General features: G+C 71.9%; 23 protein-coding genes. 11 read left to right on the top strand and 12 right to left on the bottom strand.

All coding sequences use genetic code 11. The annotated features are described in order from the left end of the window. Nucleotides 1-586 precede the first annotated feature (586 nt). Complete coding sequence (locus ACZ6W9_RS28880; RefSeq protein ID WP_389965953.1) at nucleotides 587-1,702, bottom strand: PP2C family protein-serine/threonine phosphatase; 1,116 nt, start codon at nucleotides 1,700-1,702, stop codon at nucleotides 587-589. 118 nt (nucleotides 1,703-1,820) lie between these two features. On the opposite strand from ACZ6W9_RS28880, the gene ACZ6W9_RS28875 reads away from it, so the two are divergent. Both ACZ6W9_RS28875 and ACZ6W9_RS28870 read left to right on the top strand, forming a co-directional pair. Beyond that, nucleotides 1,821-3,050: a GNAT family N-acetyltransferase gene (locus tag ACZ6W9_RS28875; protein ID WP_389965957.1), complete on the top strand. Its 1,230-nt coding sequence runs from the start codon at nucleotides 1,821-1,823 to the stop codon at nucleotides 3,048-3,050. A 41-nt stretch (nucleotides 3,051-3,091) separates the two neighbouring features. Further along, nucleotides 3,092-3,280: a hypothetical protein gene (locus tag ACZ6W9_RS28870; protein WP_362946655.1), complete on the top strand. Its 189-nt coding sequence runs from the start codon at nucleotides 3,092-3,094 to the stop codon at nucleotides 3,278-3,280. A 54-nt stretch (nucleotides 3,281-3,334) separates the two neighbouring features. Here ACZ6W9_RS28870 and ACZ6W9_RS28865 read toward each other — a convergent pair whose 3' ends face one another. Then, nucleotides 3,335-3,802, bottom strand: a complete 468-nt coding sequence (locus ACZ6W9_RS28865; RefSeq protein WP_389965960.1) for a ribose-5-phosphate isomerase — start codon at nucleotides 3,800-3,802, stop codon at nucleotides 3,335-3,337. 107 nt (nucleotides 3,803-3,909) lie between these two features. Between ACZ6W9_RS28865 and def the strand changes: the two genes are divergently transcribed. Next, complete coding sequence (gene def, locus ACZ6W9_RS28860) at nucleotides 3,910-4,398, top strand: peptide deformylase (RefSeq protein WP_362946661.1); 489 nt, start codon at nucleotides 3,910-3,912, stop codon at nucleotides 4,396-4,398. A 16-nt stretch (nucleotides 4,399-4,414) separates the two neighbouring features. Here the strand turns inward: def and ACZ6W9_RS28855 are convergent, their stop codons facing one another. The 3 genes from ACZ6W9_RS28855 to ACZ6W9_RS28845 all read right to left on the bottom strand — a co-directional run bounded on the left by ACZ6W9_RS28855 (nucleotide 4,415) and on the right by ACZ6W9_RS28845 (nucleotide 7,413). Then, nucleotides 4,415-4,954, bottom strand: coding sequence for a hypothetical protein (locus ACZ6W9_RS28855; protein WP_389965964.1), 540 nt, complete (start codon nucleotides 4,952-4,954; stop codon nucleotides 4,415-4,417). A gap of 129 nt (nucleotides 4,955-5,083) precedes the next feature. Next, the gene (locus tag ACZ6W9_RS28850; RefSeq protein ID WP_389965967.1) at nucleotides 5,084-6,493 is read right to left on the bottom strand and encodes an aldehyde dehydrogenase family protein; all 1,410 of its coding nucleotides are present in this window, start codon (nucleotides 6,491-6,493) and stop codon (nucleotides 5,084-5,086) included. A gap of 299 nt (nucleotides 6,494-6,792) precedes the next feature. Then, entirely contained in the window at nucleotides 6,793-7,413 is a 621-nt protein-coding gene (locus ACZ6W9_RS28845) for a mycothiol-dependent nitroreductase Rv2466c family protein (RefSeq protein ID WP_470120545.1), read from the bottom strand. A gap of 220 nt (nucleotides 7,414-7,633) precedes the next feature. Between ACZ6W9_RS28845 and pepN the strand changes: the two genes are divergently transcribed. Together pepN and ACZ6W9_RS28835 are read left to right on the top strand one after the other, a co-directional pair. Next, on the top strand, nucleotides 7,634-10,204 hold the full coding sequence (gene pepN, locus ACZ6W9_RS28840; protein WP_389965971.1) for an aminopeptidase N: 2,571 nt from the start codon (nucleotides 7,634-7,636) through the stop codon (nucleotides 10,202-10,204). 94 nt (nucleotides 10,205-10,298) lie between these two features. After that, a complete protein-coding gene (locus tag ACZ6W9_RS28835) occupies nucleotides 10,299-11,261 on the top strand; it encodes a hypothetical protein (RefSeq protein WP_389965974.1) in 963 nt (320 codons plus the stop codon). Nucleotides 11,262-11,346: 85 nt separating this feature from the next. On the opposite strand, the gene ACZ6W9_RS28830 is transcribed toward ACZ6W9_RS28835, so the two are convergent. Next, nucleotides 11,347-12,132, bottom strand: coding sequence for a Pycsar system effector family protein (locus ACZ6W9_RS28830; RefSeq protein ID WP_470120542.1), 786 nt, complete (start codon nucleotides 12,130-12,132; stop codon nucleotides 11,347-11,349). A 701-nt stretch (nucleotides 12,133-12,833) separates the two neighbouring features. On the opposite strand from ACZ6W9_RS28830, the gene ACZ6W9_RS28825 reads away from it, so the two are divergent. The 3 genes from ACZ6W9_RS28825 (at nucleotide 12,834) to ACZ6W9_RS28815 (ending at nucleotide 16,224) form a co-directional block, all read left to right on the top strand. Continuing rightward, nucleotides 12,834-13,544 (top strand): nuclease-related domain-containing protein, encoded by a 711-nt coding sequence (locus ACZ6W9_RS28825; RefSeq protein WP_389965981.1) that lies wholly within the window; start codon nucleotides 12,834-12,836, stop codon nucleotides 13,542-13,544. 217 nt (nucleotides 13,545-13,761) lie between these two features. After that, complete coding sequence (gene ilvD / locus ACZ6W9_RS28820) at nucleotides 13,762-15,600, top strand: dihydroxy-acid dehydratase (protein WP_470120540.1); 1,839 nt, start codon at nucleotides 13,762-13,764, stop codon at nucleotides 15,598-15,600. Nucleotides 15,601-15,738: 138 nt separating this feature from the next. Then, a complete protein-coding gene (locus ACZ6W9_RS28815; protein WP_362946682.1) occupies nucleotides 15,739-16,224 on the top strand; it encodes a helix-turn-helix transcriptional regulator in 486 nt (161 codons plus the stop codon). Nucleotides 16,225-16,331: 107 nt separating this feature from the next. Here the strand turns inward: ACZ6W9_RS28815 and ACZ6W9_RS28810 are convergent, their stop codons facing one another. From ACZ6W9_RS28810 to ACZ6W9_RS28800, 3 genes are read right to left on the bottom strand one after another with little or no spacing between them, the layout of a single operon-like run. Further along, a complete protein-coding gene (locus tag ACZ6W9_RS28810) occupies nucleotides 16,332-16,547 on the bottom strand; it encodes an FmdB family zinc ribbon protein (RefSeq protein ID WP_470120537.1) in 216 nt (71 codons plus the stop codon). A 15-nt stretch (nucleotides 16,548-16,562) separates the two neighbouring features. Further along, nucleotides 16,563-17,384, bottom strand: coding sequence for a GNAT family N-acetyltransferase (locus tag ACZ6W9_RS28805; protein WP_389965992.1), 822 nt, complete (start codon nucleotides 17,382-17,384; stop codon nucleotides 16,563-16,565). Between the two features lie 30 nt (nucleotides 17,385-17,414). Continuing rightward, nucleotides 17,415-17,924, bottom strand: a complete 510-nt coding sequence (locus ACZ6W9_RS28800) for an HNH endonuclease (RefSeq protein WP_362946693.1) — start codon at nucleotides 17,922-17,924, stop codon at nucleotides 17,415-17,417. A gap of 336 nt (nucleotides 17,925-18,260) precedes the next feature. Here ACZ6W9_RS28800 and ACZ6W9_RS28795 point away from each other — a divergent pair, with 336 nt between their 5' ends. From ACZ6W9_RS28795 to ACZ6W9_RS28785, 3 genes are all read left to right on the top strand, one after another. Further along, complete coding sequence (locus tag ACZ6W9_RS28795; protein WP_470120534.1) at nucleotides 18,261-20,333, top strand: prolyl oligopeptidase family serine peptidase; 2,073 nt, start codon at nucleotides 18,261-18,263, stop codon at nucleotides 20,331-20,333. Nucleotides 20,334-20,413: 80 nt separating this feature from the next. Further along, a complete protein-coding gene (locus ACZ6W9_RS28790; RefSeq protein WP_389965999.1) occupies nucleotides 20,414-21,349 on the top strand; it encodes a helix-turn-helix domain-containing protein in 936 nt (311 codons plus the stop codon). Continuing rightward, the gene (locus tag ACZ6W9_RS28785; protein WP_470120532.1) at nucleotides 21,315-21,662 is read left to right on the top strand and encodes a VOC family protein; all 348 of its coding nucleotides are present in this window, start codon (nucleotides 21,315-21,317) and stop codon (nucleotides 21,660-21,662) included. The genes ACZ6W9_RS28790 and ACZ6W9_RS28785 overlap by 35 nt, the downstream gene beginning before the upstream one ends. A gap of 26 nt (nucleotides 21,663-21,688) precedes the next feature. Here the strand turns inward: ACZ6W9_RS28785 and purU are convergent, their stop codons facing one another. The 3 genes from purU to ACZ6W9_RS28770 form a co-directional block, all read right to left on the bottom strand. Beyond that, nucleotides 21,689-22,543 carry a formyltetrahydrofolate deformylase gene (gene purU / locus ACZ6W9_RS28780; protein WP_362930316.1) on the bottom strand — a complete coding sequence of 285 codons (855 nt, stop codon included), beginning with the start codon at nucleotides 22,541-22,543 and terminating at the stop codon, nucleotides 21,689-21,691. Between the two features lie 384 nt (nucleotides 22,544-22,927). Beyond that, on the bottom strand, nucleotides 22,928-23,422 hold the full coding sequence (locus ACZ6W9_RS28775; RefSeq protein WP_362930314.1) for a GNAT family N-acetyltransferase: 495 nt from the start codon (nucleotides 23,420-23,422) through the stop codon (nucleotides 22,928-22,930). Next, on the bottom strand, nucleotides 23,419-24,981 hold the full coding sequence (locus tag ACZ6W9_RS28770; RefSeq protein WP_389966007.1) for a tetratricopeptide repeat protein: 1,563 nt from the start codon (nucleotides 24,979-24,981) through the stop codon (nucleotides 23,419-23,421). Before ACZ6W9_RS28770 ends, ACZ6W9_RS28775 begins: the two co-directional genes overlap by 4 nt. Nucleotides 24,982-25,376 lie beyond the last annotated feature (395 nt).

Here is a 25,376-nt window from a genome sequence, read left to right as displayed (position 1 = left end):
CGGACGTTCCCGGCACGGCCGCCGAAGCGCAGCCGTGCCGGGAACGTCCGCCCCGGCAGGGGACGCGGCCCGTCATCGGAACCGCGCCCCCTGCCGCCTTCGCGCCGCGCTCGGCCGGACCTCCCCCACGAAAGCCACGACGTCGCGCGGCGCGCCACCGAGGAGTCACCGATCACCGATGCCACGACGGATGACACCGGCGGCCGCCCGCCGGGTGGTCCGGCGCGCCGCACCGTCCGCTGCCCAGACCGGGCCCCGGGGTAACCGCGCCACCATCCCCGGGGTCCGGAACCCATGCGGACGGGCGACCACCGGACCGGCCGGGCCCGCGGTGAAAGGACACCGGGTCCGGCCGCCCACGGGGCGACTCCCTGAGGGTTCGAAACCGCTCCTAGAGCGTTCCAAAAATCCCCTCATCCCCGCCAGTGTTCCGGCTCACCAGAAAACGGTGCGGAACACTGGCCGTTGACCATGCGTTCCGTCATGGTCTGGATACTCTCAGTGTGCTCCGCGTGGCACGGGGGCAGCGGCACGGGGACATGTGCCCGGCGGCGGGTCACCGGTTTCCCGGACCCCGCGCCGGACGTCAGGGACGCCAGATGAGGATGAGCGCGCAGTCGTCGTTGTGCCCGGCCGACATGGTGGTGACGAGGTTCCGGGCGCCGTCGCGGAAGCCGGAGGGCAGCAGCCGCTCGGCCTCGCCGAGCAGCCGGTCGAGACCGGCGTCGATGTCGCGGCCCGGTTGCTCGATCAGCCCGTCGGTGTAGAGCATGAGCGCGTCGCCTCTGCGGAGCATGCCCTTGTCGGCCTCGCAGTGCAGGTCGCCGACGACGCCCAGCACCACGCCCTTGGAGGGGGAGACCTTCCAGGTGCCGGTCCCCGCCTCGAACTTGACCACCGGCGGGTGCCCGGCCGAGTTGATCACGTATTCCGCCGTGGCGAGGTTGATCCGCACATGGACCGCCGTGACGAAGCCCTCCGCCTCGCGCTGACGGCGCAGGTAGGTGTTGCAGGCGCCGAGGAAGTCGTCGACCGAGCCGAGCAGGCCGCCGAAGGCCCCCGACAGCATCAGCGCCCGGGTGCCGGCGTCGACGCCCTTGCCCGAGACGTCGACGAGGGCGAGCTCCAGGACGTCTCCCTCCCGGATGGAGACGAGGAAGTCTCCGCCGAAGGAGGAACCGCCCGCCTGCTTGAGCACGACCCGTGAGTCCCAGTCCTTGGGCAGCTTCGGCAGCTCGCTCTGCTTCTTGAGCCGGTCGCGCAGCTCCAGGAGCATCACGTCGCCGCGCAGGCCCTGCACCCCGAGCTTGCCCCGGGTGCGGGCCATCAGGGCGGCCAGCACGGTGGTGAAGCCGAACGTCACCAGCAGGCCGGGGCCGATGTGCCCGACCCCGCGCACGACGGCCACGTAGAGGAGCGAGACGGCGACCGCGCACAGCAGCTTGGACAGGCTGCGCAGCCGGAGCTGCAGTCCGCCGACGAGGGTTATCGGGATCATCAGCGCCGGGGAGAACCACTCCATGGAAGCCTTGGCGGCCAGCGCGCCGACCGCCAGGGTCAGGACGCTCAGCGTGATGAGGAGGTTGCGGTCACGGGCGAACGGCCCGCGCCGCAGGAACCGCACGATGGGTGCCAGAAGGGGGATCCGCGCCAGGAACGCACGGAGCCCAGGAGGAATCAGCGGCACCGGGCGAGAACTCATGATGCGCCTGACTGTATCGGGCTGCCCCCCGTTTGGGCAGCCCACTTGACTGACACCTTGATCATTTAGGGGGGAAATTGAATGGCCCGACGGGTTTGTCACCTCTACCGTGGGAGAAATGTCCTTCACCCTGCGCCCGATGACGGAGACCGACTGGTCCGCCTGGCTCGACCTCGACGAGGAGGCGTTCGGCTCCGCCGTTCCGCCGCACCGGAGAGAGCAGTACCGGGCGGTGACGGAGTTCGACCGCTCACTGGGCGCGTTCGACGGTGATCTGCTGGTAGGAACCGCCGGTGTGTGCAGCTTCACCATGACGGTGCCCGGCGGGCCGATCCCGGTGGCCGGGGTCACCTCCGTCGGGGTGCTGCCCTCGCACCGCCGCCGGGGGATCCTGTCCGCGCTGATGACCCGCCAGCTCGCCGACATCCGCGACCGCGGCGAGTCGGTCGCCGCCCTGTACGCCGCCGAGGCGGCGATCTACGGGCGCTTCGGGTACGGCAGGGCCGCCGACACCATGTTCTTCGACATCCCCCGGCATGGCGCGACCCTGGCCGCGCACGCCCCGGACGACCCCGCTCTCCGGTTGCGCGTCGTCCGCCCGGCGGATGCCCGCGACGTCTTCGAGAAGATCTTCGAGTCCGTCCTCGGCAGCAGGCCGGGGCTGTACGCCCGCACCGCCGCGCGCTGGGACCGGGTGCTGTCGGACCACGACGCCGACCAGCGGGGCGCCGGGCCGCTGCGCGCCGTGGTCGTCGAGGACGACGGCGGTCCGCGCGGCTATGCCCTGTTCCGGATCAGGCCGGGCGCCACCCCGCACGACGTGCCCGACGGCGAACTGCGGCTGCACGAGCTCTTCGCCCTGGATCCCGAGGCTTACGCCCTGCTGTGGCGGCATGTGCTCGACCGTGACCTGGTCGCGCGGATCAGGGCGGCGGCGCGGCCGGTGGACGACCCGCTGATCCACATGCTGGCCGAGCCGCGCCATCTCAACGCGGGCTGGCTGGACGATCTGTGGATCCGCCTGGTGGACGTCCGGCGGGCCCTCGCGTCCCGTGCCTACTCGGCGCCGGTGGACGTGGTGATCGAGGTCGCCGACCCCGTGTGCCCGTGGAACGAGGGCCGCGTGCGGTTGACGGCCGGTCCCTCCGGCGTCCGGTGCGTGTCCACCGGCGATCCGGCGGAGGTGTCGCTTCCGGTGACCGCGCTCGGCTCCGCCTATCTGGGCGGCCGTCCGCTGACGCCGCTGCGCTCGGCCGGGCTGGTGCGCGAGGCGCGGGCGGGAGCCGTACGGGAGCTGTCGGCGGCGATGTCCTGGGAGCCGGCCCCCTGGGCGGGGCTGGTCTTCTGAGCACTCCCGCGGGCCCCGGCCCGCGGGTTACGGTGGAGGGCATGGCACTGCAGAGCTTGCAGATCACCTCGCTCACCGCGATGCGGGCCCGGGACGTCTCCCGGCCCACCCGGGAGCAACAGGAGGGGGCCGACGCGCGGCCCCTGCGCGACGAGACGCCGCGCAGGGAGCCCCGGCGCGCGGAGCCCCGGTGGGGGGACCGCCCACGCGGAGAACCGCGCCGCGGGTGACCGGCCCGCGGTCCGCGGAAGCCGGTCCGCGGAAGCCGTACCGCGGAAGCCCGTCTACGGAAGCGGCGGGAGACCGCCGCCGGTCTCGTACGAGCCGATCTGCGCGATCCGGCGGTCGTGCCTCTCCTGGCCCGAGTACGGCGTGCCGAGGAAGATCTCCACGAACCGGAGCGACTCCTCCTCGCTGTTCGTCCGGGCGCCGAGGCTGATCACGTTGGCGTCGTTGTGCTCGCGGGCGAGCTTGGCGGTGTCGTCGCTCCAGGCCAGGGCGGCGCGGATACCGCGCACCTTGTTGGCGGCGATCTGCTCACCGTTGCCGGAGCCGCCGATCACGACCCCCAGGCTGCCCGGGTCCCCCGCGACGCCCTCGGCGGCGCGCAGAACGAACGGCGGGTAGTCGTCCTCGGCGTCGTAGACGAACGGACCGCAGTCGGTCACCTCGTGGCCGTTCTCCTTGAGCCAGGAGACGACGCGGTTCTTGAGTTCATAGCCGGCATGGTCGGCACCGATGTAGACACGCACCCGCCCAGTTTCGCAGGTGTATGTCGCCCCGCCGACCCGCCCCCCGGATAAGGTAATGACCGGCATGCCAACGCACCCCTTACAGGGCCCACGAAAGAGAAACCCACATGCGTGACATCCGAGTGATCGGAGATCCGGTCCTGCGCACGCCCGCCGAGTTCGTCACGGATTTCGACCGCGACCTGCGCCGCCTGATCGACGAGATGTTCGCCGCGATGTACGCCGCGCAGGGCGTCGGCCTCGCCGGCCCGCAGATCGGCGTGTCGAAGAGGCTGTTCGTCTACGACTGCAGCAACCGCAAGGGGCACGTGGTCAACCCCGTGCTGACCGTGGACGACTCCGCGGAGGTCCTCGACGAGGAGGGCTGCCTGTCGGTCCCCGGCCGCGAGACCGGCACCCCGATCTACGCCCGGACCCCCCGCGCCGCCGGCGTCACCGTCGAGGGCTTCGACCGCCTGGGCCGGCCGGTCCGGGTCAAGGCCCGCGGCCTGCTCGCGCGCTGCTTCCAGCACGAGACCGACCACCTCGACGGCATGCTCTACGTCGACCGCCTGCCCAAGGACGCCGCCCGCAAGGTCCTGCTCCAGACCCCCTGACCGGTCCCGGTCCGGTTCACGGTTCAGGGTCCGTTCGCGTTCCGAGGTCCGTTCGCGATGCGGGGTCCATTCGCGATGCGGGGTCCGTTCGTGAGCCGGGGTCCGTTCGCGGGCCCGCGGCGGGCTCGCCGGCCCGCCGTCGTGCGCGCCGGAGCCGTCGGAGCGGCCTGGACGCCAGGCCGAGGCCGGCCAGCAGGAGCAGCGCGACGGCGATCCACTCGTTGGACCCGCCGGGGCCGTAGACGTGGCCCCGGCGGCCGGTGTCGAAGGCCCGCACCGTCTGACCGGGGGTGAACGTCCCGCGGTCGCCGCCGTAGAACGCCACCTCGGGGCGGACCGTCCGGCCGGCGCGGAACTCCCCCAGCCAGGTGCACTGCTCGTGGCCGGGGTGCTGGACGCACTCGACCCGGTGGGCGGTGAAGGCGCCCCAGACGCCGTCGCCGCGGAACGCGGCCAGGGCCGGTCCGAGGTTCTGCGCGGCCAGCAGCAGCAGGACCAGCCCGCCCGCGGCGATGACCAGATCGAACGCGCCGACGCGCGCGGTGCCCGGTCTCATGTCGTCACCGTGCTCCTTCGGGGAGGTTGCCCGGACGCCCCTTCGGGGAGGCCGCCCAGACGGGTCTACCCCACGCGGGCCACAATGACGACCCGGTCCCGTGGCCGGGTCCGGCCGCGGGACCGCCGGTCAGAGCTGGACCGACTTGACCTCCAGGTACTCCTCCAGGCCGAACACGCCCAGCTCGCGTCCCAGACCCGACTGCTTGTAGCCGCCGAAGGGCGCCAGCGGGTTGAACTGTCCGCCGTTGACGGCCACCTGGCCGGTGCGCAGCCTGCGCGCGACGGCGACCCCCTGTTCCTCGGTGCCCGCCCACACCGCGCCGGCCAGGCCGTACGGCGTGCCGTTGGCGATGGCCACGGCCTCGTCCTCACCGCGCGTGTAGGGGATGACCGCCAGGACCGGCCCGAAGATCTCCTCCTGCTCGATCACCATCCCCGGCTCGACCCCGGCGAACACGGTGGGCTCGACGTAGAAGCCCCGTTCCAGGGGCCGGTCGACGCCGCCGGTGATGAGCCGGGCCCCCTCCTCCTGGCCGCGGTTGATGTAGCGGACGACCCGGTCGCGCTGGGCGGCCGAGACCAGCGGGCCCAGGCGGGTGCGCTCGTCGAAGGGGTCGCCGACGGTGTACTTCGCCGCGGCCTGGGCGGCCAGCCCGACGGCCTCGTCGTACCGGTCACGGTGGACGATCATGCGGGTCCAGGCGGAGCAGGTCTGCCCGGAGTTGAGGAAGGCGTTGGCCACGGTCACCTTGACCGCCGCGGCCAGGTCGGCGTCCGGCAGGATCACGCTGGCCGACTTGCCGCCGAGCTCCAGGGCGACCCGTTTGATCCCCTCGGCCGCCAGCGCGGCGACCCGCCGACCCGCCCGGGTGGAGCCGGTGAACGAAACCATGTCCACGTCCGGGTGGGAGACCAGCGCCTCGCCGATGGTCGGGCCGTACCCGCTGACCATGTTGAACACCCCGGCGGGCAGCCCGACCTCGTCGAAGATCCCGGCCAGCGCGAAGGCCGCCAGCGGCGCCACCTCGCTGGGCTTGAGCACCACCGTGCAGCCGGCGGCGAGCGCCGGCCCCACCTTGCACAGGATCTGGTGGAGGGGGTAGTTCCACGGCGTGATGGCGGCCACCACGCCGACCGGCTCCCGGAAGACCCGGGAGTTGCCGACCCGCTCACCCTCGAAGTCGTAGGAGGCGGCGAGTTCGGCGTAAGAGGCCAGGACCCCGGCGGGCATCAGCGTCTGCACCTTCATCGCCACGCCGTACGGCGCGCCCATGTCGGTGGCGATGATCCTGGCTATCTGGTCGGAGCGCTCGCGTATCAGGTCGGCCGCCGCGGCGAGGATCTTGCCGCGGTCGGCGGGGGCCGTGCCGGACCACGCGGGCAGGGCCGCCCGGGCCGCGGCCACGGCGGCCTCGACGTCGGCGGCCGCCCCTGCGGGCACCCGGTCGACCGTCTCCTCGGTCGCGGGGTTGACGACGTCGATGCCCTCGCCCGAAGCGGACGGCTGCCAGGCTCCGTTCAGATAAAGATGACGCATGACTCTCATCCTCGCGCGCGGATCGTCATAAGGCGAGAGCCCGGCAGGTCAGGCGAGGGGCGGGTCGCGCGGCGTCACGGCGCGGGCCGGACGCGGGGCCCCTCGCCGCGGCGGGCGCTCGGCCGTCTGTGTACCCGAGCGTACGGCGGAGTGCGCCGTCTGGCAGCGAATGACCGGCATCTGCCCGACATCATTCAAGATTCGTAATATTGGGGATATTTCGGAAGCACTGAAGGGCGGCTTCCGGTCCTGCCCTCCGCTCCTCCGCGCCGGGGAGGGCAGGACCGGACCGCCACGGGTCACTCGAAGATCGGCGGCCGGGTGCGGGAGCGCTTGAGCTCGAAGAAGCCGTCGGTCTCGGCCACCAGGCGGACGCCGTCCCAGAGCCGGCCGGCGGCCTCGCCCTTGGGGGCGGGCGTGATGACCGGCCCGAAGAACGCGACGCCCTCCACGGAGATCACCGGCGTGCCGACCTCCTGGCCGACCCGGCCGATGCCGTCCTCGTGCGAGGCCCGCACGAGGTCGTCGTGGTCCTCGGAGTCCATCGCGTCGGCGAACCCGCGGTCGAGACCGGCGGCCTCCAGGGCCTCCTCGACCGTCTCGCGGAGCCGGTCGAGCTGCCTGAGCATGCCCCGGTTGTGGAAACGGACGCCGAGCTCGGTGTAGAGGCGGCCGACGGTGTCGGAGTCGTACTTCTCCTGCACGGCCGCCACCACCCGGACCGGGCCGATGGCCCTGGCGATCATCTCGCGGTAGGTCTCGGGGACGTCCTTGTCCTCGTTGAGGACGTTGAGGCTCATGATGTGCCAGCGCGGCTCGATGGGCCGCACCTTCTCCACCTCCAGCAGCCAGCGCGACGTTATCCAGGCGTACGGGCAGAAGGGGTCGAACCACAGGTCGACGGGAGTGCGCTCGGTCATCTCTTCAGCTCTCTGGTCGTGAGACTCGTTCATCCGGCGACAACCCGGGACGCGGAGTCCCCTATTCCGGACACGGCCATCGGCGTCCACCGGCCGCTTTATCCTCGGATGGGGTGACCGGCCCGCCCGCGGTCCCCGAGGCGGCGTTCCCCCATGCCGCATGGCAGGATTCGATGGACCCTTCGCAAGGGAGCGGAGGAGTTGTGACGAGGGAGCTGTGGTGGCAGGCAATCTGACCCGTGACGAGGCCCGCGAGCGCGCGCGGCTGCTCAGCGTGCAGTCGTACGCGGTGGAGCTCGATCTGACCGAGGGCGAGGAGCTCTTCGAGAGCGTCACCACGGTCCGCTTCACCAGCGAGCGGGCCGGGGCCGGGACGTTCATCGAGCTGGCCGACGCCAGGATCCGCTCGGCGGTCCTGAACGGCGTCGAGCTGGACGTGAGCGCCTACGACCCGGAGACCGGGCGACTGCCGCTGCCGGGCATCGCCGAGGTCAACGAGCTGCGCGTCGACGCCGACTGCCGCTACACGCACACCGGCGAGGGCCTGCACCGCTTCGTGGACCCCGTCGACAAGAACGTCTACCTGCACAGCCAGTTCGAGACGGCCGACGCCCACCGGATGTACGCCTGCTTCGACCAGCCCGACCTGAAGGCGACCTTCGAGCTGACCGTGCTCGCGCCCTCGCACTGGGAGGTCGTCTCCAACGCCGCGCCCGACGAGATCGAGGAGCTGGAGGGGCACCGCGGCAAGCACGGCGCCCTGCAGGACGCCAAGCGCTGGCACTTCCCCGCCACGCCGGTGATGAGCACCTACATCACCGCGCTGTGCGCCGGGCCGTACCACAAGGTGACCTCCGAGCACGACGGCATCCCGCTGGGCCTGTACTGCCGGGCCTCGCTCGCCGAGCACCTCGACTCCGACAACATCTTCGAGGTCACCCGGCAGGGCTTCGACTTCTTCCACCGGGTCTTCGGGGTCCGCTACCCGTTCGGCAAGTACGACCAGCTGTTCGTGCCGGAGTTCAACGCGGGCGCGATGGAGAACGCCGGCTGCGTGACCTTCCTGGAGGACTACGTCTTCCGCTCCCGTGTCACCGACGCGGTCATCGAGCGCCGCGCCGAGACGATCCTGCACGAGATGGCGCACATGTGGTTCGGTGACCTGGTCACCATGCGCTGGTGGGACGACCTGTGGCTGAACGAGTCGTTCGCCACCTACGCCTCGGTGCTGTGCCAGTCGGAGGCCACCCGCTGGGGCCAGGGCGCCTGGACCACCTTCGCCAACGTGGAGAAGGCCTGGGCCTACCGGCAGGACCAGCTCCCCTCGACCCACCCGATCGCCGCCGACATCGTCGACATGCAGGCGGTCGAGGTCAACTTCGACGGCATCACCTACGCCAAGGGCGCCTCGGTGCTCAAGCAGCTCGTGGCCTACGTCGGCCTGGACAACTTCCTGGCCGGCGTCCGGGACTACTTCAACGAGCACGCCTGGGGCAACACCACGCTCGCCGACCTGCTGGGGGCGCTGGAGCGCACCTCGGGCCGCGACCTGTCGTCCTGGTCCAAGGAGTGGCTGGAGACCGCCTGGGTCAACACGCTGCGCCCGTCGTTCACCGTCGACGACGAGGGCCGCTTCACCTCCTTCGAGGTGCTGCAGGAGGCCCCGGCCGAGTACCCGACGCTGCGCTCGCACCGCGTCGCCGTCGGCCTGTACTCCCTGCGCGGCGAGGAACTGGTCCGCACCAGGCGCGTCGAGCTCGACGTGGTCGGCGCGCGCACGGCCGTGGCCGAGCTGGTCGGCGAGGTCCAGCCGGACCTGGTGCTGCTCAACGACGACGACCTGACCTACGCCAAGATCCGGCTCGACGAGCGCTCGCTGCGGACGCTGGTCGAGGGCGGCATCAGCAGGTTCACCGAGTCGCTGCCGCGGGCCCTGTGCTGGTCGGCCGCCTGGGACATGACCCGCGACGCCGAGATGGCGGCCCGCGACTACGTGGCCCTGGCGCTCTCCGGCCTCGCGTCGATCAAGGACATCTCGGTCGCCCAGGCCGTGCTGCGCCAGGCCCGCCAGGCCGTCCAGCAGTTCGCCGACCCGGCCTGGCGCGCCGAGGGCCTCGCCCTGCTGGCCTCCGGCCTGCGCTCCCTCGTCGCCGGCGCCGAGCCCGGCTCCGACCACCAGCTCGCCTACGTCAACGCCCTGGCCTCCGTGGCCACCTCCGCCGAGGACCTGTCGTTCCTGTCGGGCCTGCTGGACGGCACGATCGTGCTCGACGGGCTGACCGTCGACGCCGACCTGCGCTGGACCCTGGTCCACGCGCTGGCCTCCGGCGGCGTGCTCGGTGAGGAGGACATCGCCGAGGAGCTGCTGCGCGACTCCACCGCCACCGGCGAGCGCTCGGCCGCGCGCTGCCGCGCCGCGCTCCCGACGCCCGGGGACAAGGCCAAGGCGTGGGCGGCCATGACCGAGGGCAAGCTGAGCGGCGCGATGCTCCGCTCCACCATCCTCGGCTTCATGGACCCGAACCACCCGGACCTGCTGGAGCCGTACGCGGCGAAGTACTTCGAGCAGATCGTCCACATCTGGAGCACGTGGACCTTCGACTCGGCGCAGAACTTCGCCGTCGGCTGCTACCCGGCCCTGGCCATCTCCCCGGCCACCGTGGCGAAGACGCAGGACCTGATCTCGGCGGAGCAGCCCCCGCAGGCCCTGAGGCGTCTGCTGCTGGAGGGCGCCGACGGCATCGGGCGCTCCCTGCGCGCCCAGGCCAGGGACGCCGCCGCGGCGGCCTGACCCGCTCGTCCCGGCCGCGTCCCCGCCTCCGGCGGCGGGGGCGCGGCCCATGTGGGCGACATTCACGGCATCGGCGGCCCCGGAAGGTGATCAGGTGGAATCGGCGCGCGACCTTCTCGTCTCCCTGGCGCGGAGGTACGCCTTCGGCGACGTCGGGGCGCTCGCCCCGGAGGTGATCGGGGAGGCGGGCGCCGTCGAGATCGTGTGCGAGTTCGGCCAGCGGCTGCTCTCGCTCGACGCCGAGGACTTCGCAGCCGAGGCGCGCGGCGTGCCCGCGGACCTGCGGCGGCGCGCGAGGGCCTGCACCATGCCCCAGACGCCCAAGGAGCAGCCGCGCGGCGCGCTCGAGTCGCTGCGCCCGGCCTACGGGCTGCTGCTGGAGGTGATCGCCGTCCGGTGGCACCGGCGCGAGCTGAGCCCCATGGTGGCCGCCCTGCACATCGCCAGCGAGTATCTCCCGCTGCTCGCCTTCGAGCCCGCACTCGGCAACGCGGGCGACCCCGCCCGCTGGCCGGCGGGGCTGAGCGCGCCGGGCAGCCGGTTCGGCGTGATCGGTGACCGCGAGTGCGACCACACCAAGCCCGAGCAGTCGGCCGCCAACCGGACCCTGCGGGTGGCCGGGGAGCCCGCCGAGGGATGGCGGGCCTACTTCGACCGCCAGCACAGCCAGGTGGCGGGAGCCCTGGGCACCTGCGTGGCCTCCTGCCGCAATCCCTGCACCGCGATGGACTGGGTCGGGCATCACGTCCGCGACGACCTCACCCTGCGCGCCCGGGCGGCCCTGGCCTTCGCCGAGACCCCCCTCGTACGGCTCCGCCACGCCGCCCCGGTGGGCCACGGGTTCGGCGTCCCCTCCCCCGAGGAGGTCCTGGACGCCTGGGAGCGCAGCCGGGTCGTCCTGGCCAAGAACGACGTGGGCGCCGCGGCGTCCGCCGAGGACGGCTTCCCGCTGCCCGGCCTGCCCAGTCTGTTCTCGGCCGTCGCGGCCGCGCCGGTGACGCCCTCGACGCTGCTGGCGGACATCGCCGCCCACCTGGCGGGGCTTCTGGAGTCCTGATCGGAGCGGACGGCGCGGCCCGCCCCCGGCGAACGGCCGCGGCCGGAGTCCCGGTCGGAGCGGGCGACCGTGGTGGGAGCCCCGGTCAGAGCGGGCGGCCGCAGCCTTCCACCGGGTCGCAGTGCCAGGGCGGGGGCCCGGGGGCCTGCCGTACGGGCGGCGGGGCCATGGGCCTGCCGGACAGGTCCCACGACGTCATCAGCTCGCCCGCCACCGCCGAGACCAGGCAGCAGGAGGCCGCGAACAGCAGCAGGACCAGGCCCCGGCGGACGTAGCGCTGCTTGACGTCGGCGACGGCGCCGAGCCGCCCGGCCCGGTGCACCAGCCGATCGGCCCGGACCCGTGCGTCCCGGTCCCCGTCCCGCTCTCCTCCTCGTTTCCTGTCCGGGGCCCCGTCCCGGCCCGCGTCCCGGCCGGCGGTGCGGGCCCGCAGTTCGGCGAGGGCGCTCTCGGAGAAGGCGCCGGCCCGGGAGTCGTCGACCGGCCCCGCGGCGTACGGGCCCACGGCATACGGGCCCGTATGGAAGGCTCCGGCGGGGAAGGTCCCGTCGGCGGACGGGCTCGCGGGCTCGCGGGCGGAGTAGAAGCGGCGGCGCTCCACGGACCGCGCGGCGAGGCGGGTGCTGTACGGCCAGAGCGCGATGGCGAGCGTCACGATCGCCATCGCGCACAGGAACAGACCCGCCCACCACAGCCAGCTCACCTCCGCCGGGAGGTCGCGCGGCGTCAGCCGGGCGGCCGTCACCCCGCCGGTGAGGGCCGTCCCGGCCAGGAAGGCGGCCCTGCGGTCCGCGCGGCCGCTCCTGTCGCGCGCGTCGGCCAGGAGGCCCGTGAGATAGGCGAACACCTGGTCCGGCGCCTTTCGCACCATTCCCCCCGTGAAATGTGAACGGCAGGACCGTCTCCGGCCCGACCCGGGCCTTTACCCGATATCAGGAAAGGAACGCATGTCATATCAGAAATCCGGGTACCGCGTATCGTTTTCGCGGACGCCACGGGCCGGTACAGGCGCCGTGAACCGGAGCGGACGGGAGCGGGCGCCGCGGGCCGGCGGGCTTAACCGGAGAAGGAGGACTCCGCGCGGCGCGATCCGGCATCCGGCATCCGGCGTCCGGAGGGACGCTCCGGGATCCGCCCGGCCGAGGACGCGGGACCCGTCGTACGGCGCGCCACGGGCAAGGGACCCCTCGCACGGCCCGCCCTCCGGGGGCCTCGCCCGAGCGGCCGGGGGCCCGCACGGCGCGGCGCGGAACGGAGAAGACGCCGGTCACCGGCCATCCGGGACGCTAAGATCACGTACGTGCGCGCCGTTCGCGAGGCGGTGGGCGACGCCGGGTTCTCTAGAGAGGAAATATGTAGATACCCGGCCGCCTGCGGTCCAAGCGGGCAATGGCGGTCACAAAAGTATGAGAAACCCAATACTAGGCACCCCTGGGGACGTCAGCTACCGTGAGTTACGTGGATTCCGGCCAGGTACCAGAAGACGGTAACAACGCGTCACCGATTTGGGTCAGTGACCGGCCGGCCGACGACAGGCCGGCACCCCGACCCACCGCGCCCGAGCCCGCGTCCGTGCCCGTCAGGCGAGCCTCCCTGAGAGAGCTGTTCGACGACCCCAGGTACGGCCACCTGCGCCGGCGCGCGCTGATCGCCGTCGTCGTGGGCGTCGTCGCGGGAGTGCTGCTGGCGAGCTGGCGGCTGGGCCTCACCGCCGCCGTGCTCGCGGCGATCGCCGACACGGTGATACGCGCCCGCTCGCACTCCACCGTGCCCGCCTGGCGGCGCGCCTCGGTCGCGGAACGGCGCACGGAGGCGCAGCTCAAGGGGCTGGAGCGGCGCGGCTACCGCACCCTGCACGCGCGGGCCATCCCGGGCAGCGAGGCCCAGATCGACCATCTGGTCGTCGGCCCGACCGGCGTCTACGCCGTCGACTCCGAGAAATGGGACAAGCGCCTGCCGGTCCGCGTCCAGTCGCACCGCAAGCTGTTCCACGGCCCGTTCAACCAGAAGCCCCGCATCGACGAGGCGCGCTGGGAGGCGGCCCAGGCGAGCGAGCTGATCGGCAAGGCGCTGGGCCGCGAGATCACGATCATCCCCTCCCTCGCCATCTACGGCCCGGCGATCCCGTGGAAGATCCTCAACGTCCGCGAGGTGGACGTCTTCGACGGCAGCCGCGTCCGCAAGTGGATCACCAAGCGGGAGCGGTCGCTGACCGCGGAGGAGATCGACACGATCTACCGCGCCGCCGCCGAGGTGCTGCCCGCCCGCTACCCCGAGGACTGAGCGCGCCCCGTGACCCGGCCGCCCCGGGCCCCGGTGCGCCGCGCGCTTCTCCCGCGTCGTCTCCCCGCGCCCCGCGCCCCCTCCCCGCGAGGGGTCGCGGGGCGCGTGGCCGTCTCATGGTGCGGCCCCTCCGTCTCGTGAGATGGACACGACGTCTCACGCACTGAGCGGTGGCCGTACCATTTGAGGACACGGTTTCGATGATGGGAGAAGCCTCATGCCCGCCCTCAGGTCACGTACGGTCACCCACGGCAGGAACATGGTCGGAGCCCGGGCCCTGCTTCGGGCGACGGGCGTGGCGGGCGATGACTTCGGCAAACCGATCATCGCGGTCGCCAACAGCTTCACCCAGTTCGTCCCCGGGCACGTCCACCTCCGCGAGGTCGGCGACGTGGTGGCCGGGGCGATCCGCGAGGCGGGCGCGATCCCGCGCGAGTTCAACACGATCGCGGTCGACGACGGCATCGCCATGGGCCACGGCGGCATGCTGTACTCGCTGCCCAGCCGCGAGCTGATCGCCGACGCGGTCGAGTACATGGTCAACGCGCACTGCGCCGACGCCCTGATCTGCGTCTCCAACTGCGACAAGATCACCCCGGGCATGCTGCTGGCCGCTTTCCGGCTCAACATCCCCACGGTGTTCGTCTCCGGCGGCCCGATGGAGGCCGGCAAGACGCCGGGCCGCAAGCTCGACCTGATCGACCCCATGGTGGCGGCGGCCGACGACAGCGTCTCGGACGCCGAGCTGCTGGAGATGGAGGAGAGCGCCTGCCCGACCTGCGGCTCGTGCAGCGGGATGTTCACCGCCAACTCGATGAACTGCCTCGCCGAGGCCATCGGCCTGGCCCTGCCGGGCAACGGCACGATCCTGGCCACGCACAGGGCGCGCAAGACGCTGTTCGAGGACGCCGGGCGGCAGCTGGTGGAGATCACCCGCCGCTACTACGAGGACGGCGACGAGAGCGTCCTGCCGCGCAACATCGCCACCAAGGACGCGTTCGAGAACGCCATGGCGCTGGACGTGGCGATGGGCGGCTCGACCAACACGATCCTGCACATCCTCGCCGCGGCCCGCGAGGCCGGGGTCGACTTCGGGCTCAAGGAGATCAACGAGATCTCCCTGCGGGTGCCGTGCCTGTGCAAGGTGGCGCCGGCCACCTCCAAGTACCACGTCGAGGACGTCCACCGCGCGGGCGGCATCCCCGCCATCCTCGGCGAGCTGGACCGCGCCGGGCTGATCCACCGCGACGTGCGGTCCGTGGCCGGCGGGACCCTGGGCGACGTCATCGACGCGTGGGACCCGTGTTCGGCGGACGCCCGGCCCGAGGCCCTGGAGCTGTGGCACGCCGCCCCGGGCAACGTGCGCACCGTCAAGCCCTACTCCCAGGACTCCCGCTGGGAGTCGCTGGACCTGGACCGGGCGGAGGGCTGCGTGCGCGACCTCGAGCACGCCTACACCCGTGACGGGGGCCTGGCCGTCCTCTACGGCAACATCGCCGTCGACGGCTGCATCGTCAAGACCGCCGGGGTGGACGAGTCGATCTGGAGGTTCACCGGGCCGGCCGTGGTGTTCGAGTCGCAGGAGGAGGCCGTCGAGGGCATCCTCGGTGACCGGGTCAAGGCCGGAGACGTCGTGGTGATCCGCTACGAGGGTCCCAAGGGCGGGCCGGGCATGCAGGAGATGCTCTACCCCACCTCGTTCCTGAAGGGCAGGGGCCTGGGCAAGGCGTGCGCGCTGATCACCGACGGCCGCTTCTCCGGCGGCACCAGCGGGCTGTCCATCGGCCACGCCTCCCCGGAGGCGGCCGAGGGCGGCCTCATCGCCCTGGTCGAGGACGGCGATCTCGTCGAGATCGACATCCCGGGCCGTTCGATCGGGCTGAAGGTCTCCGAGGAGGAGCTGTCGGCCCGGCGGCAGCGGCTCCTGGCCGAGCTGGGCGGCTACCGGCCGCGTGACCGCCACCGCCCGGTGAGCGCCGCCCTGCAGGCCTACGCCGCGCTGACCACCTCTGCCTCCACCGGCGCCTCGCGGGACCTGTCGCAGCTGTCGCGCTGACCGCCCCGGCCTCCGCCGGGGCCGTCCGGCGGGGGTGTGTCGCAGCCGTCGCTCCGACCTCGGGATCCTCTCGGATACGTCCTGTCGCATCCGAGAGGATTTTCGAAAAATGTCGGTGTTCGGACGTACCATGGAGACATGGCAAACGTCACGAAGTCCCCGGCCAGCCCGCTGACGACCGCCGAAATCGCCGCCCTCGCCCTGTCCCTCGCCCATCTCGGCTCGGGCCCGCAGGCCACCGCCGCCCGCCTCGGCCTGCGCCACGCGTTCGAACAGCTGCACCTCGACGACGGGGTCGTCGCCGCCACGCTGGCGACCCTCACCGAACCGATGCCCGACGCGGTGGCCGACCGGGCCCGGACCATCGCGGGCGCCATCACCTCGCGCACGGTGATCCGCCTGCACTACCGGGACGTCTCGGGCCGGATCACCGTCCGCGAGGTCGATCCGGTGACGTGCATGGTCCACCGTGACCACTGGTACCTCGTGGGCATGTGCCGGCTGCGGCACGGCATCCGGGCCTTCCGGTTCGACCGGATCATCGCCACCGAGCCGACCTTCGCCCCCGCCCGGCCGCACCTGGCCACCGACTTCCTGCCGTTCCAGGGCAAGCGGGCGGCCTGACACCCGCCCGAGCCGTCCCGCGGGTCCCGCCCACGCCGGAACCCGCGGGAACGGCGCCCTGACACCGCCTGGGCGGTGTCAGGGCGCAACGGCGGAGCCGGAGGCGGCTACCCGCAGCAGCCGCCTCCGCAGCAGCCGCCCCCGCCCCCGGCGGGTCGGGGGGCGGCGCCACCGGACGCGCCGGTGACGGCGACCGTGGACAGCAGCCTGACGGTGTCGTCGTGTCCGCCCGGGCAGGAGGCGGGCTCGTCGGAGCGGGCCATCGGCCGGGAGATCTCGAAGGTGGAGCCGCAGGAGCGGCAGCGGAATTCATAGCGCGGCATGGCACACAAGCGTACTCACGCGAACGCGACGGAGGCGTAGTCGGCGACGGGGACGTACCCGATCGCCTGATAGATCGCATTGGACGTGGGGTTGGCCAGGTTCGTGAAGAGCAGCACCTCGGTGGCGCCTCCGGCGAGCGCCCCGGCCGTCGCGGCGTGGGCGACGGCCGTGCCGTACCCGCGGCCGCGGAAGGCGGGCGGCGTGTAGACGGGGCCGATCCTGGAGACGCCCGCGATGGGCGCGGAGACCCCGGCGAACGCGACCGGCTCGCCGTCCGCCTCCCACAGCACCAGTTCCTCCCGGGTGATCCTGCTGGCCACCAGCGGCCTCAGGTCGAACGCCACGGACTCGTGCTCCTCCTCCTGGAAGGCGACGTTCCAGGCGACGAGCAGGTCGAGGTCGGCGGCGCCGGCCGTACGGGCGGCGCCGCCGGCGGCGGGCGACGGCGCGCGGAGGGCGCCGATCCGGTAGAGACGCTCGGAGCGGCGCCCCGCCGCCGGCCGCCACCAGGCGGCGGCGAACGCCTCGACCGCCTCCTCGGGGCCCGAGACGCCGGGCACCCGCCGCTCCGCCTCGATGAGCCTGGTGGCCAGGTCTCGCACGGCGTCGGCGGGGACGTCGGGGAGCAGCAGGGGACGGGGCGGCGTCTGGCTCGCCGCCGCGACGACCTCGCCGCCGCGCTCCAGCCAGCCCAGCAGGAGGTCCTCGCCCCACAGTCCGGCGCGCATGGCGCGCAGGACCGTGAGCGGCATGGTGTTGCGGATCGGGTCGCGCAGCAGCAACGGCTCCGCCGCCCTGGCGTACTCCTCGATGTCCGAGGTGAACGTCCAGGTCATCCGGCCGTCACCCCGCGGACCGGCGGGCGCTCACGCCGCGTTCTCGGCGAGGTAGGGGGCCCACAGGGGGTCTCCGACGTTCTGCGCGCCGATCAGCCGCCAGTGGACGCCGCGCGGCACCACCGGGGCGACGCTGAGCGTCCACCCGATCTCCTCCAGCATCCGGTCGGCCTTGCGGTGGTTGCACGGCATGCACGAGGCCACGCAGTTCTCCCACGTGTGGGGGCCGCCCCGGGAGCGCGGGATCACATGGTCGATGGTCTCGGCCCGCTGGCCGCAGTAGGCGCAGCGGTAGTCGTCGCGGCGCATCAGCGCGGTCCGGGTCAGCGGGATCCGCGACCGGTACGGGATGCGGACGTACCGGCGCAGCCTGATCACCGAGGGCGCGTCGAGGGTACGGCTCGCCGAGCGGATCACGGCGCCCTGCCCGTCACGGTGCACGACGTCGGCCTTCTCCCGCAGCACGAGCACGACGGCCCGGTGCAGGGAGAGCGTGGTAAGGGGTTCGTAGGTGGCGTTCAAGAGCAGGACCTGGCGCATCAGCGGGCATCTCCCGCCGCACGCGTCCCCAGGGTCCCCAGGGTCGTCAGGTGATGGGGCACGCCGTGGCGCACCCCGACTGGCGGCCCCTCCTGAGGCCCGGATGTTTCCGTCACGATGACCTCCGCCGGACGGCCCAGCGGATGATCACCCCGGCGCCGTCCTTCACCAAGTTTGGCTTCTGCATCGTCGTTCCCGCCACCCATAAAAGGCTGGAGAGACGCCTGGTACGTTTTATGCCCGCATTACCAGTTTTTAACTCCTCCCCCGGCGCACCGGTTCCGCCCGGCGCGCTGGTGACGCCGGGACGCCGCCGGAGGTCGTAGGGTTCCTGCCATGACGCGACAGCCGTACCCTCCAGCCAGCCGTGACGACATCGTCGAGAACCTGCACGGCACCCCCGTCCCCGACCCCTACCGGTGGCTGGAGGACCCCGACGACCCGGCCACCCAGGGATGGCTGGCCGCGCAGGAGAAGCTGTTCGCGGCCGAGATGAGCGCCCTGCCCGGCCGTGAGGCGTTCAGGGCGCGGATCACCGAGCTGCTGCGGTCCGGCTCGGTGGGGGCTCCGGTCTGGCGCGGGAACCGGTCGTTCTTCACCCGCCGCACCCCCGACCAGGAGCACGCGGTGCTCTACACCGTCGATCCCGGCGGCGCCGAGCGGACGCTGTTCGACCCGATGGCGCTCGACCCGACCGGGCTCACCACCCTCGACTCCTGGCAGCCCGACAAGGAGGGCCGGCTGCTCGCCTACCAGATCTCGGTGGGCGGCGACGAGGAGTCCAGCCTCTACCTCATGGACGTCGCGACCGGAGAGCGGATCGAGGGGCCGATCGACCGGTGCCGCTACTCCCCGGTGGCCTGGCTGCCCGGAGGAGAGGCCTTCTACTACGTGCGCCGGCTCCCCTCCACGGAGGTCCCCGAAGGGGAGGAGCAGTTCCACCGCCGCGTCTACCTCCACCGGGTCGGCACCTCCACCGAGGACGACGTGCTGATCTTCGGCGAGGGGATGGAGAAGACCAACTACTACGGCGTGGCGGTGTCCCGCGACGGCCGCCGGCTGCAGATCTCCGCCTCCCGCGGCACCGCGCCGCGCAACGACCTGTGGGTGGCCGACCTGTCCGCCTCCTCCCCCGACTCACCCGAGCTGACCGTCGTCCAGGAGGGCGTGGACGCCCAGACCGCGCTGCACTTCGGCCGCGACGGCCTGCTGTACGTCTTCACCGACCGCGACGCGCCGCGCGGCCGGATCTGCGTGACCGACCCCTCGGAGCCCCTGGCCGAGCGGTGGCGCGACCTCATCCCGCAGGATCCCGAGGCTGTGCTGACCGACTACGCGATCCTCGACGACCTCGACCGCCCCGTCATGCTCGTCGGCTGGACCCGCCACGCGATCAGCGAGATCACCGTCCACGACCTGGCGACCGGCGAGCGCGTCGGAGAGGTGCCCACGCCCGGCCTGGGCACGATCGGCGGCATCACCGAGCGCCCCGAGGGCGGTCACGAGGCGTGGTTCGGCTACACCGACAACACCACCCCGCCGACCATCCAGCGCTACGACGCCCGCACCGGCGAGACCACGCTGTGGGCGGCCTCCCCCGGCGCCGTCGAGGTGCCCGCCGTCCACACCGAGCAGGTGACCTACCACTCGGCCGACGGCACCGAGGTCCACATGCTGGTGATCAGCAAGCCCGGCGCCGAGGGCCCGCGCCCGACCATCCTGTACGGCTACGGCGGCTTCGGCCTGTCGATGTCGCCGGGTTACTCGGCCTCCATCCTGGCGTGGGTCGAGGCGGGCGGCGCCTACGCCGTCGCCCAGCTCCGCGGCGGCGGCGAGGAGGGCGAGGAGTGGCACCGCGCGGGGATGCTCGCCAACAAGCAGAACGTCTTCGACGACCTGCACGCGGCGGCCGAGCACCTGATCGCCACCAGGATCACCACCCCGGACCGGCTCGGCATCTCCGGCGGCTCCAACGGCGGCCTGCTGGTCGGCGCGGCGCTCACCCAGCGCCCCGAGCTGTACGCCGCCGTCGTCTGCTCGGCCCCGCTGCTGGACATGGTCCGCTACGAGCTGTTCGGCCTCGGCGCCACCTGGAACGTCGAGTACGGCACGGCCGAGAAGCCCGACGAGTTCGCCTGGCTGCACGCCTACTCGCCGTACCACAACGTCCGGGAGGGCGTGTCCTACCCGGCGACGCTGTTCACCGTCTTCCAGTCGGACACCCGCGTCCATCCGCTGCACGCCTGGAAGACGTGCGCCGCCCTGCAGCACGCGCAGGCGGGCGACCGGCCGATCCTGCTGCGCAACGAGACCGAGGTGGGCCACGGCGCCCGCGCGGTGAGCAGGACCGTCGAGCTGGCCGCCGACCAGCTCACCTTCCTGGCCCGCCACACCGGTCTGGCCGTCTGACGCGGCTCCTCCCGGCCGGCGATCCGGGCCTCCCCGCCGGGGAGGCCCGGATCGCCGGCCGCCGTGGTTAGAGTGCGGTCGTGGAGGATGTCCCCGCCGACGGCCTCGGTGTCCTGGTGGGGCGGCCGAGTGCCGCCCCACGGTCCGGCGTCACCCGCATCCAGGCCTACACCGAGCGACGCGCCCGTCCCCTGATCCGGCGGCAGCCGCCGTTCGCCGGGGTGGTGCTGATCGTGGGGTGGGGGGCGCCGATCACCCTGACCGGCCCGGGCCCGGACGGCCCTCGGCGGCTCGTCTCCTTCGTCGGCGGCTTCCACGACGTCCCGGTCGACACCGTCACCGCCGGAGTCGCCGAGGGCGTTCAGGTCGATCTCACACCGCTGGGCGCCAGGAGACTGTTCGGGGTGCCGATGAGCGAACTGACGAACCGGGTGCTCCCGCTGGACGAGATGCTGGGGACATGGGCGGACACGATCGCCGAACGGCTGGCGGAGACGCCCGGCCGGGCCGCCCGTATCGCCCTCCTCGACGAGGCGCTCGCCCGGCGGATGCACGCCGCGCCAGCCGTCGACGCACGGGTCGGCCGAGCCTGGAGGCTCCTCAGTGCCACCGGCGGCACGATCTCCATCGCGGCCCTCGCCGGCGAGCTGGGGTGGAGCCACCGGCATCTGGTCTCCCGTTTCCGGGACCAGATCGGCCTCGCTCCGAAGACGGCCGCGCGTGTACTGCGATTCGAACGCGCCACGGCACGGCTGCGGACCGGGGCGCCCCCTGCGGAGGTGGCCGCGGCCTGCGGCTACTACGACCAGGCGCACATGAACCGTGACTTCAAAGTGATGGCCGGGGTCACCCCCGGAGTTCTCGCGGCGTCCCCGCCGGTCGTGGAACAGACCGGGATGGGAGGAGGCGGGTCAGATTCGTCCAAGACGGTGCGGCCCGGCACCGGAAGGCTGGTGGCAGCCACGCGAAAGGAAGAATCACATGAGAACGGTGTACCCGCTGGTCCGCTACCGTGACCCGGGCGAAGCCGCCGACTGGCTGGTGCGGGCCTTCGGATTCGGCGTCCACGAGATCTCCGAAGGAGACGGCGGGAGGGTCGAGCACGCCGAGCTGACCGCCGGAACCGGACTGATCATGATCGGGGCAGGCGAACCGGGCGGGCCGGGCGTCTACCTCGCGGTCGACGACCCCGACGCCCACCACGCCAGGTCTCTTTCGGCCGGGGCGCGGATCACCATGGAACTGAACGACCAGCCCTACGGGTCGCGGGAGTACGCCTGCCGCGACCCGGAGGGGAACCACTGGTTCTTCGGGACCTACCGCCCCTGACCGGGCCGCGGCGGGCGACGGGGGTCTCAGCGGGGGAAGACGATGGTCTTGTGGCCGTCGAGGAGGACCCGCTGCTCGCTGTGCCAGCGCACGGCGCGGGCGAGGACCTGGCACTCGACGTCGCGTCCGATGGCGGCCAGGTCGTCGGCGGAGTGGGTGTGGTTGACCCGCGCCACCTCCTGCTCGATGATCGGCCCCTCGTCGAGGTCGGCGGTGACGTAGTGGGCGGTCGCGCCGATCAGCTTCACCCCGCGCGAGTGGGCCTGGTGGTACGGCTTGGCCCCCTTGAACGACGGCAGGAACGAGTGGTGGATGTTGATCACGTTGCCGGCGAGCTTGACGCAGAGGTCCTCCGACAGCACCTGCATGTAGCGGGCCAGCACCACCAGGTCGGCGCGGTAGTGGTCGACCAGCGCCAGCACCTCCGCCTCCTGCCGGGCCTTGGTCTCGGCGGTGACCGGCAGGTGGTGGTAGTCGATGCCGTACGACTGGGTCAGCGGACGCATGTCGGGGTGGTTGGAGACCACGGCGACGATCTCGATGTCGAGCAGGCCCGAGCGGGTCCGGTAGAGGAGGTCGTTGAGGCAGTGGCCGAACCTGCTGACCATGACCAGCACGCGCGGCTTGACGGCGGTGTCGCGCAGCTTGAGATCCATGCCGAACTCCGGGGCGAGCGCGGCGAGGGCGGTGCGCAGCTCGGCCTCGGGGATCGGTGAGGCGAACTGCACCCGCAGGAAGAACCGCCGGGCCACCGGATCGCCGAACTGCTGGCTCTCCAGGATGTTGCAGCCGTGCCCGGCCAGGAGACCGGAGACCGCGGCCACCACCCCGGGGCGGTCCGGGCAGGACAGGGTCAGCACGAACTCCGCCGCCGGGCTCATCGGCTCCGCCCGCCCGCCCGGCTCGCGCCGGCTCCGTCGACTCGCTCGCTCATGTTTCATCCCTGGAGGTCAGACCGTGAAGGTCGGATCGTACCGGTGCCACCATGCAGGGTACGACCCCTCCAGGGCCTGCGGGGGCCGATCGGGGGCCTCCGCGCGCCTTTCGCCGGCGCCGAACCCGCGCCACTGCCGATGACGGTGACGGCGGGCCGGCTGCCTCAGCCCTCGTGGATGGCGCTGGCCGTGCCACTCAGCCGGACGGTGCCGGGCTTGTGGACAATGATCTTCTTCACCGTACCTCCAGGGAAAGGGACCACAGGTACGAGAAGCGAGTATTCCGGTACGGCATCACGAGGCAAACATCAAATGCCGAAAGGGTTTGAATTATCGTTGATTCAACAAAGGTGATACGACTTCAACCAGCTCTTTTTCGCCATAAATCACCACACATCCCCCGCGTTCCTCTCGGCTGATCTCCCGCCAGCCGTACTTCCGGTACAGCTCGATCGCGGCGGGCTGGTTCAGCGTGGTGTCGCCGCGGAGCCGCGTGTAACCGAGCACGATCGCCCGCGCCTCCAGCTCCGCGACGATCCCGGCGCCGAATCCGCGCCGCTGGAATTCCGGATGCACCCGGATACGGCACATCTCGGCGGTCCGGTCGTCGATGCGGCGGAGCCCGCCCATGGCGACCACCCGTCCGCCGTCGACCTCCCCGACCAGGAACTCCCCCCGGTCCGCCAGGTAGATCTCGTGGATCCGCGGGAAGTCGTCCTCGTAGTAGACGCCGTCCCCCGGGGCGAGACCGACCTGCGCGAGGCAGATCTGGTGCAGCGCCCACACGGATTCGAGATCGGACCAGCGGTAACGCCGTACCCTCATGTGACCTCGCCCGTGATCGGGGCCGTCACCGAGGCGGTGCGCACCGCCTCCAGATACTCCTTGAGGCCGGGGTGGCCCGGGGCCCGGGTCTCGACCGCCTTGGCGACCTCGTAGGCCCGCTGCATCAGGATGTCGGGCCTGCAGCCTTCCTTCAGGCCCGACAGCGCCGTCGTGGCGATCTCCAACGCCTCCTCGACCTCACCCTCCAGCAGCCGGCACTTGGCCCGGTCGAGCTTGATGATCGTCGGGTCGAGCCAGTCGGTCGGGCCGTACTTGGTGAGCGCCTGCTCCAGGATGAGGTCGGCCTCGATCGGCTGGCCCAGCCTGACGAGGGCGTCGCCCTGGTGGAAGTAGAGCTGGCGCTCGGTGTAGCCGAAGGTGGAGTCGTCCTGCTCGGAGGCGGTCATCTGGGAGAACGCCGCCCTGGCCCGCGACAGCGCCCGCTTGGCCTGGTCCACCACGTCCTTCTTGCCCCCGCCCGCCATCATCGCGAGCGCGCGGGCCTCGAAGACCGGAGCCATGGCCTGGGCCGCGCACGGCGTCTGCCCCGCCAGGTCCCGGCTCTTGCGCGCGAGGTTCAGCGCCTCACGCGGATCCCCGTAGTACAGCGGCACCAGCGCCTCCCGGGCGATGACCCAGGCTCGCAGAGCCCGGTCACCGGTGTCGTCGGCGGCCGTCCGGCCCGTCCGGAAGAAGGATCGGGCCATCCTGTGGTCGCCCAGGTTGACCATGATCATGCCGCTGAGTCCGGCGAGCTGGGCCGCCATGCGGCACAGCCTTTCCTGCAGGTCGACCGGTTGCCGATGCTCCATGGCCTTGCGGACGGCGCTGAACTCCAGCAGCACGTCGCACAGCAGGCGCAGCGGCGGTGTGTTCATGTACTGCCGTCCGAAGCCGAGCGTGGCTTCCTCCCACTGGTCGAGCATCGCGGGCGAGACGGTGGCCGAGACCAGGGTCTCGTCCATCCTCCTGCGCACGTTCTCGACCGATCCGAGCAACTGGCCGTCCAGCGTCACGCCGGCGCCGGCCAGGAGCTGTAAAAGCGTCCTCCGTAGCACGTTCTCGTCCTCCTCGCCCCCGTTCGCGGAGGGGTCGCCGCCAGCCGGGCGGTTCAGCGGCTCGCGCGTACCGGGGAAAGTGTCGGGTCTTCTGTTCTGGGGATCGCTCCCGGCCACCACGGGCGCCTTGTGGTCGTGGCCGCAGATGCACGGACCGTCGTAGCCGAGAGAGGCCGGTTCGACCCGGTAGGCGGAGCACAGGTAGTGGAGGTACTCGGGACCGGGCCGCTTGAGCCCGCTCTCGTACGCGGACAGGAGCGTCTCGCCGATCCCCGGCGCCGCCTTGCCGTCGCGTTCGAACAGCGCCCGTATCTGCTCGATCACGTCGGCCAGCGCGACGCCGTGGGCGAGGCGGTGTCCCTTGATGCGGGTGGTCCCGAACTGGGGGCCGCACCTGTCGTAGATCTCCTCGGCGATCTGGGCGGGGACCTGCCCCGCCGCCAGGCCACGGGCCCGGATCTGCCGCGCTAATTCCGTCTCCCTGTGCTGCCTGCCGGACATTCCGGCCCCTCTCTGACGACCAGCCGGGCTGACTGGCGCACTTGACCGGTCCTCACCAGATGACACAGCGTGACTCTCACGTCGCACTGCGCCTACCGAGAATAATGACCCACGCTTGAGTTATTCGGAACGTACAGATGAAGCCATTGGCTAAGGATCGTCCTCCGCCGGACTGTTTCTTTCAACCTGCTTGGGAGAAGGCATATCCCGATCTTGTTTTTCCCACGTTGACCCTTCACGACTGGTGAGTCATCTTTGGCCAACCAGCGCCGATTCGCACAGCTAGGCGAACCGGATTCGGTGCGGTATCGACCGGAAAACGAGGAGGGGACGAGGTGGGGGAAGACGACTTCGGACACCTAGAGCGATTGGTGTCAGAACTTGACTCCCGAGGA

It is taken from the genome of Streptosporangium sp. NPDC053982, from assembly GCF_055585205.1.
The sequence above is the reverse complement of the archived record's forward strand: the minus strand, read 5'-3'. Positions and strand labels throughout refer to the sequence as shown.

What these genes read in the sequence shown, in the direction of transcription:
- ACZ6W9_RS28775 (WP_362930314.1), bottom strand. Translation starts at nt 23,422, where the DNA reads ATGAGGGTACGGCGTTACCGCTGGTCCGATCTCGAATCCGTGTGGGCG.
- ACZ6W9_RS28845 (WP_470120545.1), bottom strand. Translation starts at nt 7,413, where the DNA reads ATGACCGAGCGCACTCCCGTCGACCTGTGGTTCGACCCCTTCTGCCCG.
- purU (WP_362930316.1), bottom strand. Translation starts at nt 22,543, where the DNA reads ATGAGCCCGGCGGCGGAGTTCGTGCTGACCCTGTCCTGCCCGGACCGC.
- ACZ6W9_RS28830 (WP_470120542.1), bottom strand. Translation starts at nt 12,132, where the DNA reads ATGGTGCGAAAGGCGCCGGACCAGGTGTTCGCCTATCTCACGGGCCTC.
- ACZ6W9_RS28880 (WP_389965953.1), bottom strand. Translation starts at nt 1,702, where the DNA reads ATGAGTTCTCGCCCGGTGCCGCTGATTCCTCCTGGGCTCCGTGCGTTC.
- ACZ6W9_RS28770 (WP_389966007.1), bottom strand. Translation starts at nt 24,981, where the DNA reads ATGTCCGGCAGGCAGCACAGGGAGACGGAATTAGCGCGGCAGATCCGG.
- ACZ6W9_RS28805 (WP_389965992.1), bottom strand. Translation starts at nt 17,384, where the DNA reads ATGACCTGGACGTTCACCTCGGACATCGAGGAGTACGCCAGGGCGGCG.
- ACZ6W9_RS28870 (WP_362946655.1), top strand. Translation starts at nt 3,092, where the DNA reads ATGGCACTGCAGAGCTTGCAGATCACCTCGCTCACCGCGATGCGGGCC.
- def (WP_362946661.1), top strand. Translation starts at nt 3,910, where the DNA reads ATGCGTGACATCCGAGTGATCGGAGATCCGGTCCTGCGCACGCCCGCC.
- ACZ6W9_RS28810 (WP_470120537.1), bottom strand. Translation starts at nt 16,547, where the DNA reads ATGCCGCGCTATGAATTCCGCTGCCGCTCCTGCGGCTCCACCTTCGAG.
- ACZ6W9_RS28815 (WP_362946682.1), top strand. Translation starts at nt 15,739, where the DNA reads ATGGCAAACGTCACGAAGTCCCCGGCCAGCCCGCTGACGACCGCCGAA.
- ACZ6W9_RS28875 (WP_389965957.1), top strand. Translation starts at nt 1,821, where the DNA reads ATGTCCTTCACCCTGCGCCCGATGACGGAGACCGACTGGTCCGCCTGG.
- ilvD (WP_470120540.1), top strand. Translation starts at nt 13,762, where the DNA reads ATGCCCGCCCTCAGGTCACGTACGGTCACCCACGGCAGGAACATGGTC.
- ACZ6W9_RS28800 (WP_362946693.1), bottom strand. Translation starts at nt 17,924, where the DNA reads ATGCGCCAGGTCCTGCTCTTGAACGCCACCTACGAACCCCTTACCACG.
- ACZ6W9_RS28785 (WP_470120532.1), top strand. Translation starts at nt 21,315, where the DNA reads ATGAGAACGGTGTACCCGCTGGTCCGCTACCGTGACCCGGGCGAAGCC.
- ACZ6W9_RS28850 (WP_389965967.1), bottom strand. Translation starts at nt 6,493, where the DNA reads ATGCGTCATCTTTATCTGAACGGAGCCTGGCAGCCGTCCGCTTCGGGC.
- ACZ6W9_RS28795 (WP_470120534.1), top strand. Translation starts at nt 18,261, where the DNA reads ATGACGCGACAGCCGTACCCTCCAGCCAGCCGTGACGACATCGTCGAG.
- ACZ6W9_RS28855 (WP_389965964.1), bottom strand. Translation starts at nt 4,954, where the DNA reads ATGAGACCGGGCACCGCGCGCGTCGGCGCGTTCGATCTGGTCATCGCC.